This window comes from Quadrisphaera sp. DVD1, from assembly GCF_058932755.1.
Window position 1 is genome coordinate 1 of record NZ_JBZYWI010000136.1, and the last position, 8,549, is coordinate 8,549.

Here is an 8,549-nt window from a genome sequence, read left to right on the forward strand (position 1 = left end):
GCCGTACCTGCTGGCCGCCGCCCGCCTCGGCGTCCAGGCCGCCCGCTGCCTGGTGGTCGAGGACGCCCCCAGCGGCCTGGCCTCGGCGCGGGCGGCGGGCTGCGTCACCCTGGCGGTGGCCACCACCCACACCGTCGCCGACCTGCGCGCCGCGCGGCCGGACGCCGTCGTCGCGTCCCTGGCGTCCGTGGCCCTCGTGGCCAGCGCCGAGGGCGTGCGCGTGGTCGCCCGGTGAGCGTGCGGTGAGCGCCGCTAGGGTGCCGGGCGTGGTCGACCCAGGCTCCGTGGAGTTCCGCAGCGACGTCACCGTCGAGCTGGTCCGGGCGAGCGCCCGCGACGCCGACGTCCTCTTCGCCGCGCGGGTCTCCACGAGGGGCGAGGCGAGCCTGGAGGACGTCGAGGCGGACGCCGAGCGCTCGGCCGGGCTGATCCGCTACCTCATGCGGGACAAGCACGGGTCGCCGTTCGAGCACACCTCGATGACCTTCTTCGTGCAGGCGCCGATCTTCGTCTTCCGCGAGTTCCAGCGGCACCGGATCGCCTCGTACAACGAGGAGTCCGGGCGCTACCGCCAGCTCAGGCCGGTCTTCTACGTCCCGGGGCCCGACCGCGCCCTGCGCCAGGTCGGCAAGGCCGGGCACTACACCTTCGAGCCGGGCACCGCCGAGCAGCACGCCCTGGTGCAGGAGGAGGTCCGGCGCTCGTGCACCGCGGCCTACGCGTCCTACCAGCGGATGCTCGACGCGGGGGTGGCCCGCGAGGTCGCCCGCTCGGTGCTGCCGGTCGCGATCTACTCCTCGATGTACGTCACGCTCAACGCCCGGGCGCTGATGAACTTCCTCTCCCTGCGCACCGCGCGGCCGGAGGCGACCTTCCCCTCCAGCCCCCAGCGCGAGATCGAGATGTGCGCCGACCTCATGGAGGCGGCCTGGCGCGAGCTCATGCCGCTGACCGCCGGGGCCTTCGACGCCGCGGGGCGCGTCGCCCCCTGACCCTGGACGTGACGGTGAGTGTCGTCTTCGTCACGGTTCGTTCGACTTGACGACTCGCCACGCATCGGAGACGGTAGGCGCAGCGGCGCGTGGAAGCGCTCTCATCCGATGGCGGGTGGGAGCCGGGCGCCGTCCGTCCTCCACCGCATGACCGAGCCGCACCGCAGCGGCCGGCCGACCCCCTGGAGCCACCCCATGGCACGTGCTGCCAACAGACACCCCCGCCGGGCCCGGCGCGCCCTCGCGGTCACCGCCGCCACCGCCCTCATCGCCCCGCTCGGTCTGGCCCTCGCGGCCACCCCCGCCCTGGCCGCCGACCAGGTGACCAACGGCACGTTCGACGGCCTCGGCGGCTGGACGATCTACCCCACGGCGTCCGTCCAGGACGGCGCGGGCTGCGTGACCGTCCCTGCCGGCAACGGCGCCTACAGCGCTGCTATCCAGCAGGAGGTCCCCCTCCTGAAGGGCGAGCAGTACAAGCTCAGCTTCCGAGCGAGGGCCACCCCGGCCGTCACGGGCCCCGTGCGCGTGGTCGTCCAGGGCGGGCAGGACGTCAACTACAAGCAGTTCCTACCGGCCGACAAGCCGGCGTTCGGCACGACGTTCGCGCCGTACGAGTACTACTTCACGGCTGACCAGAACTACCCGAACGCCCAGCTGGCGTTCCAGCAGGACATCACCAACCCCGTCGGCTACACCCTCTGCGTCGACGACGTCGTGCTCGCGGGCGGCGCAGAGGCTCCGGCCTACGCCCCGGAGACCGGCTCACGGGTGCGGGTCAACCAGGAGACGTACCTGCCGAAGGGCCCCAAGGGCGCCACGGTGGTCACCGACGCGACGACCGCCCTGCCGTGGCAGCTCAAGGACGCCGCTGGTGCGGTCGTCAAGAGCGGGACCACGACCCCCAGGGGCGTCGACCCCAGCGCGGAGCTCAACGTCCACACCGTCGACTTCTCGGAGGTCACCGCCCCGGGCACGGGGTACACCCTCACGGTGGACGGCGAGACCAGCTACCCGTTCGACATCGGCGAGCAGGCCTACGAGCGCCTCCGCGACGACAGCAAGACGTTCTTCTACACCAACCGCAGCGGCATCGAGATCCTCGACGAGTACGCGCCCGGCTACGGCCGCGCGGCCGGTCACGTCGGCGTCGCGCCGAACCAGGGTGACACCGCGGTCGGCTGCCAGACCCTCGGTGACGACTCGCAGAAGCTCCTCGTCAAGCAGGGCGACGAGCCCTGGACCTGCGAGTACACCGTCGACGTCACCGGGGGCTGGTACGACGCCGGCGACCACGGCAAGTACGTCGTCAACGGCGGCATCGCCGTGGCCCAGCTGATGCAGGAGTACGAGCGCTCCCTCCACGCCCGCAGCGCCGACAAGGGCGCTCTGGGCGACGGCACGCTGCGCATCCCCGAGGCCGGCAACGGCGTCCCGGACCTGCTCGACGAGGCCCGCTGGGAGCTCGAGTGGCTCCTCAAGATGCAGGTCGCCCCGGGCAAGCCGCTGGCGGGGATGGCCTACCACAAGGTCGCCGACGCCGACTGGACCGGTCTCCCGCTCGACCCGGCCGCCGACCCGCAGGAGCGAGTGCTCTACCGCCCCTCGACCGCTGCGACCCTGAACCTCGCCGCGACCGCGGCGCAGGGCGCCCGCCTGTGGGCCCCCTACGACGAGGCGTTCTCCGCCCGGCTGCTCCAGGCCTCGAAGACCGCCTACGCGGCCGCCAAGGCCAACCCCGCCGTGTACGCCCCGGCTCCCGATGCGGCTCTCGACCCCAACCCGGGCAGCGGGCCGTACGACGACCGGGACGTGAGCGACGAGTTCTACTGGGCCGCCGCCGAGCTCTACATCACCACCGGGAACGTGCCGGAGTACCGCAAGGACGTGCTGAACAGCCCCCTGCACGAGGCCGACGTCTTCACCGAGGGCGGCTTCGACTGGGGCCACGTGGCGGCGCTGGCCCGGCTCGACCTGGCCACCGTGCCCAACGAGCTCAACCCCTCGCGCCTGCGCAAGGTCCAGGCCTCCGTGCTCGCCGGGGCTGACGAGTACGCGGCGGCCACGTCGCAGCCCTTCGGGCACGCCTACGACCCGAAGGGCGACGTCTACGCCTGGGGCTCGAACAGCGCGATCCTCAACAACATGCAGGTCCTCGGCACCGCGTACGACATCAGCGGTGACGCGAAGTACCGCGACGCGGTGGTCCGCAGCATGGACTACCTGCTCGGGCGCAACGCGCTGAACAACAGCTACATCACGGGCTACGGCGACGTGTTCTCGGAGAACCAGCACTCCCGGATGTACGCGCACCCGCCGGCGGGCACGGTCTCCGGCGGACCGAACTCCACGGCGAACGACCCGATCTTCGCGCCGCTGTACCCCGAGGGCTGCGTCGCTCAGTTCTGCTACATCGACGAGAGCGGCTCGTGGGCGACCAACGAGATCACGGTCAACTGGAACTCGGCGATGTCGTGGGTGTCCTCGTTCGTGGCGGACCTGGACTCCGGGATCGACGGGACCCCCGTCAAGGGCAAGAAGTGACCACCCTCGCCTGAGGGTCCCCGGAAACCCGGTTCCGCGGGGATCCGGGGGAGCGGCAGGATGGTGGGCACCGCGGACGATCGTCCGCGGTGCCCACTCCCGTGAACGGAGGCGACCGATGACCAGTCGCTCCAGCACCCCCGAGGGCGAGCGCCCCGGCCCCAGCGAGGAGGACCGGCGCAAGCTGCGCGAGGCCCTCGACCGCAAGAAGGGCGTCCAGCACCCCGACGACGCCGCCCGCGGCGGCGGCGCCGGGAGGGGGACCTCTCCGGCCACCACGCGCCGGGAGTTCCGCCGCAAGTCCGGCTGATCCCCGCCCCTGGGCGCACCCCGTAGGGTCGCCTCCGCGCACCGCGGCACCCGTCGCGGAGGCGACCACCCAGAACGGCACAGGAGGCTCATCCAGATGCGGATCGGCGTGCTCACCGGAGGCGGGGACTGCCCCGGTCTCAACGCGGTCATCCGGGCGGCGGTGCTCAAGGGCACCGAGGCGTACGGCTTCGAGTTCGTGGGCTTCCGCGACGGTTGGAAGGGCCCGGTCGAGGGCCTGACGATGCCGCTGGACGCCGAGGTCGTGCGGCACATCCTGCCGCTCGGCGGCACCATCCTGGGCTCCTCGCGCACCAACCCGGTGAAGATGGAGGGCGGGATCGAGAAGATCCGCGCCACCATGGCCGACCTCGGCGTGGACGCCCTCCTGGCGATCGGGGGCGAGGACACCCTCGGGGTGGCCACCCGCCTCACCGAGGAGGGGATCAAGGTCGTCGGCGCCCCCAAGACGATCGACAACGACCTCAACGCCACCGACTACACGTTCGGCTTCGACACGGCCGTGCAGATCGCCGTCGACGCGTGCGACCGCCTGGCGACCACCGGCGCCTCCCACCACCGCGCGATGATCGTGGAGGTCATGGGCCGCCACGCGGGGTGGATCGCCCTGCACACGGGCATGGCGGCCTCCGCGCACGTCACGCTCGTGCCCGAGCAGGAGTACGACGTCGACGCCGTCGCCGCCACCGTCGCGGCGGTCCTCGAGCGCGGGGAGGCCCCGCTCGTCGTCATCGCCGAGGGCGCCCTGCCCGCCGGCGGCGACCTCACCCACACCGGCGCCGACCTGGACGCCTTCGGCCACGTGCAGCTCAAGGGCGCGGGGGAGACGCTGGAGCGCTCCCTGCTCGAGCGCCTGCCCGACCTGCAGACCCGCGTGACCGTGCTGGGCCACCTGCTGCGCGGCGGCACGCCCACCGCCTACGACCGCATCCTCGGCACCCGCTCGGGCCTGTCGGCGATCACCGCCATCGCCGAGGGCGACTTCGGGACGATGGCCGCACTGCAGGGCACCGAGGTCGTCCAGGTGCCGCTGGCCGACGCCACCGGGGAGCTCAAGACCGTCCAGGCGCACCGCCTGGAGGAGATCGCGCACGTCTCCGGCTGACGCCGGACGCCCGCGCCGGTCGAGGGTGCGGGGAGGGCTCGCCCACCCCGTACCCTTGACCGGCGTGAGCGCCCCCACCGCCTCGACCCCCAGCGTCCCGGCCCCCGCCGGGTCGCTGGACACCCACCTCGACCTGCCCGCTGCGCAGCAGCCGAGCTGGGACCCGGCCGCGCTCGCCGAGGTCAGCGCCCAGCTCAGGGCCCTGCCGCCGCTCGTCTTCGCTGGTGAGGTCGACCTGCTGCGCACCCGCCTGGCCGACGCCGCCGCCGGCCGCGCGTTCGTCATGCAGGGCGGCGACTGCGCGGAGACCTTCGCCGGCGCCACCGCCGACGGGATCCGCGCGCGGGTGCGCACGATCCTGCAGATGGCCGTGGTGCTCACCTACGCGGCCAGCACCCCGGTGATCAAGATGGGGCGGATGGCGGGCCAGTTCGCCAAGCCGCGCAGCAGCGACGAGGAGACCCGCGACGGCGTCACGCTGCCGGCCTACCGCGGCGACGCCGTCAACGACTTCGCCTTCACCCCCGAGGCCCGCGCCCACGACCCGCGCCGGCTGGTGCAGGCCTACAACACCTCGGCCGCGACGCTGAACCTCATCCGCGCCTTCACCACCGGGGGCGACGCCGACCTGCGCCAGGTGCACACCTGGAACCGCGGGTTCGCCCACAGCACCGCCAACGCCCGCTACGAGGCCCTGGCCCGCGACATCGACCGGGCGATCGGCTTCATGGCCGCCGCCGGGGCCGACTTCGACGCGCTGCGCACGGTGGAGTTCTTCTCCAGCCACGAGGCGCTGCTGCTGCCCTACGAGCGCGCCCTGACCCGGATCGACTCCCGCACCGGTCTGCCCTACGACGTCTCGGCCCACTTCGTGTGGATCGGGGAGCGCACCCGCCAGCTCGACGGCGCGCACGTCGACCTGCTCTCGCGCGTGCAGAACCCGATCGGGGTCAAGCTCGGTCCCCGCACGAGCCCCGACGACGCCCTGGCGCTCATCGACAAGCTCGACCCCCACCGCACCCCGGGCCGGCTCACCTTCATCACGCGGATGGGCGCCGGGAAGATCCGCGACGCCATGCCCGCGCTGGTGGAGAAGGTCACCGCCTCCGGCGCGCAGGTGGTGTGGACGTGCGACCCCATGCACGGCAACACGATCACCTCGCCCAGCGGCTACAAGACGCGGCGCTTCGACGACGTCATCGACGAGGTGCGCGGCTTCTTCGAGGTGCACCGGGCGCTGGGCACCGTGCCCGGTGGCCTGCACATCGAGCTCACCGGTGGCGACGTCACCGAGATCCTCGGCGGCTCGGGCCGCATCGAGGACGCCGACCTGTCCACGCGCTACGAGTCGCTGTGCGACCCGCGGCTGAACCACCAGCAGTCCCTGGAGCTGGCCTTCCTCGTCGCCGAGATGCTCCAGGACCGGTGAGCGCCGCTGCGGCCGGAGCCGGCCCCGTCGTCGACCTGCGCTCGGACACCCTGACGCGGCCGACGCCGGCGATGCGCGAGGCGATGGCCTCCGCCGTCGTGGGCGACGACGTCTACGGGGAGGACCCGACCGTCGTCGAGCTGGAGCAGCGCGTGGCGGCGCTCCTCGGCCACGAGGCGGGCTTGTTCACCCCCACCGGCTCGATGGCGAACATCCTCGGCGTGGGGCTGCTCGTCGAGCCCGGCGCCGAGCTGCTGTGCGACTCCCTCGCGCACGTCGTGCGGGCCGAGCTGGGCGCGCACGCCGCGGTCAGCGGCGTGACGACCCGGACGTGGACGTCGGCCCGCGGGCTCCTGGACGCCGCGGCGCTGGAGCAGGTGGCCTCGCTCCTGGCCCCGGACGCCGGCCCGCACCAGGTCTCCACCGCCGCGGTCGCCGTGGAGGACACCCACAACTTCGGCGGCGGCACCGTCCAGCCGCTGGAGCACCTGCGCACCCTGCGGGCGCTGACCGCCGGGGCCGGCGTCGCCGTGCACCTCGACGGCGCGCGGCTGTGGAACGCGGCCGTGGCCACCGGCGTGCCCCTGAGCGACCTCGGGGCGTGCGCCGACACCGTCTCCGTGGCCCTGTCCAAGGGCCTCGGCGCCCCGGTGGGCTCGGTGCTCGTGTCCTCCGCCGACCGGGTGGCCGCGGCCCGGGTGCGGCGCAAGCGCCTCGGCGGCGGCATGCGCCAGGTGGGCATCCTCGCCGCGGCGGGCCTGCACGCCCTGGACCACCACGTCGAGCGGCTCGCCGACGACCACGCCCGCGCGCGCGCCCTGGCGCTGGCCTGCGCGCAGGCGCTGCCCGGGTGCGTCGACCCCGCCGCGGTGGAGACCAACATCGTCGTCCTCACCGTCGACGGGGCGCCTGCCGTGGCGGCCGCGGCAGCGGCGCGCGGCGTCGCCGTCTCCGTGCTCGGCCCGCGCACGGTGCGCCTGGTGACCCACCTCGACGTCGACGACGCCGGGGCCGCCCGCGCCGCCGAGGTGCTCACCGAGGTGCTGCGCCCCGCCTGAGGCGCAGCCCTCAGGACGCCGGGACGCCGTCCGCGGCGGCGCGCATCGCGGCCAGGTCGATCTTCTTCATGCCGAACATCGCCCGCGTGGCGCGGGCCGCGCGCTGCGGGTCGGGGTCGGTCATGAGGTCGTCCAGCCCGGCGGGCACCACCTGCCAGGCGAGCCCGAAGCGGTCGCGGAGCCAGCCGCACTGGCCCTCCTCACCGCCGTCGGTGAGCTGCTCCCAGTAGGAGTCGACCTCCTCCTGCGTCGTGCAGGTGATGGCGAACGAGACGGCGTCGCTGAAGGTGGGCTCCGGGCCCCCGTTCAGGGCCAGGTAGGGCTGGCCGTCGAGCACGAACTCCACGGTCATCACCGAGCCGGCCGGACGGGGGCCGGCCTCGCCGTAGTGGGTCACCCGGGTGATCCGCGAGCTCGGGAACACGGAGGTGTAGAACTGCGCGGCCTCCTCGGCCTGGGTGTCGAACCAGAGGTTCGGGACGATCGCGGGCATGGCCGGCTTCCTCTCGGGCGGCGGGGCCGGGGCCCCGCGGGGTGGTGCACGGCAGACCGGGGCCGGCGCTCGGACTCATCGGGGCAGGGGACACTGGGCGGGTGGACGTCGGGATCTCGCGCAGCCGCCAGGACGCCGAGGCGGCCGCGGCCCGCCGCGCGACGCTGAGGGCGGACTGCGCGAGCTGCGTCGGCCTGTGCTGCGTCGCGCTCGCCTTCGGCCGGTCGGCGGAGTTCGCGTTCGACAAGGACGCCGGCGACCCGTGCGTGAACCTCCAGGAGGACTTCCGCTGCGGCATCCACCCGGTGCTCCGCGAGCGCGGCTTCTCCGGGTGCACCACGTTCGACTGCCTCGGGGCGGGGCAGAGGGTCACCCAGGAGACCTTCGGCGGCGCCTCGTGGCGCGGCGCCCCGGCGGAGGAGCGGGAGGCGCTCTTCGCCACCTTCCAGGTGATGAGGCCCCTGCACGAGCTGCTCTGGTACGTCGACGACGCCCTCTCGCGCGCGCCCGCGGCGCAGCTGTCGGCCGAGCTCGGCCGCGCCTGGGCGCGGGTCGAGGCGCTGACCCACCAGGACGCCGGCGGCGTCCTGGCCACCGA

Annotated in this window: 8 protein-coding genes and 1 pseudogene; 8 read left to right on the plus strand and 1 reads right to left on the minus strand. The window is 73.8% G+C overall.

Annotated features, from left to right (window positions below; genetic code table 11):
* From AC5FZL_RS13505 to AC5FZL_RS13535, 7 genes are all read left to right on the plus strand, one after another.
* Positions 1-235, plus strand: a 235-nt coding sequence (locus tag AC5FZL_RS13505) for an HAD-IA family hydrolase (RefSeq protein WP_493619406.1), incomplete at its 5' end; no start/stop codon positions are given.
* Positions 236-266: 31 nt separating this feature from the next.
* The gene (gene thyX / locus AC5FZL_RS13510) at positions 267-992 is read left to right on the plus strand and encodes an FAD-dependent thymidylate synthase (protein WP_493619407.1); all 726 of its coding nucleotides are present in this window, start codon (positions 267-269) and stop codon (positions 990-992) included.
* A 195-nt stretch (positions 993-1,187) separates the two neighbouring features.
* A complete protein-coding gene (locus tag AC5FZL_RS13515; RefSeq protein ID WP_493619408.1) occupies positions 1,188-3,536 on the plus strand; it encodes a glycoside hydrolase family 9 protein in 2,349 nt (782 codons plus the stop codon).
* Between the two features lie 118 nt (positions 3,537-3,654).
* Complete coding sequence (locus AC5FZL_RS13520) at positions 3,655-3,846, plus strand: DUF5302 domain-containing protein (protein ID WP_493619409.1); 192 nt, start codon at positions 3,655-3,657, stop codon at positions 3,844-3,846.
* A gap of 96 nt (positions 3,847-3,942) precedes the next feature.
* Positions 3,943-4,971 carry an ATP-dependent 6-phosphofructokinase gene (locus AC5FZL_RS13525; RefSeq protein ID WP_493619410.1) on the plus strand — a complete coding sequence of 343 codons (1,029 nt, stop codon included), beginning with the start codon at positions 3,943-3,945 and terminating at the stop codon, positions 4,969-4,971.
* 55 nt (positions 4,972-5,026) lie between these two features.
* Positions 5,027-6,400: a class II 3-deoxy-7-phosphoheptulonate synthase gene (locus AC5FZL_RS13530; RefSeq protein WP_493619411.1), complete on the plus strand. Its 1,374-nt coding sequence runs from the start codon at positions 5,027-5,029 to the stop codon at positions 6,398-6,400.
* 71 nt (positions 6,401-6,471) lie between these two features.
* On the plus strand, positions 6,472-7,458 hold the full coding sequence (locus AC5FZL_RS13535; protein ID WP_493619413.1) for a threonine aldolase family protein: 987 nt from the start codon (positions 6,472-6,474) through the stop codon (positions 7,456-7,458).
* A gap of 10 nt (positions 7,459-7,468) precedes the next feature.
* On the opposite strand, the gene AC5FZL_RS13540 is transcribed toward AC5FZL_RS13535, so the two are convergent.
* Positions 7,469-7,951 carry a VOC family protein gene (locus tag AC5FZL_RS13540; protein WP_493619412.1) on the minus strand — a complete coding sequence of 161 codons (483 nt, stop codon included), beginning with the start codon at positions 7,949-7,951 and terminating at the stop codon, positions 7,469-7,471.
* Positions 7,952-8,052: 101 nt separating this feature from the next.
* On the opposite strand from AC5FZL_RS13540, the pseudogene AC5FZL_RS13545 reads away from it, so the two are divergent.
* Positions 8,053-8,549 (plus strand): annotated as a pseudogene (locus tag AC5FZL_RS13545) (pentapeptide repeat-containing protein); the annotation flags it as partial.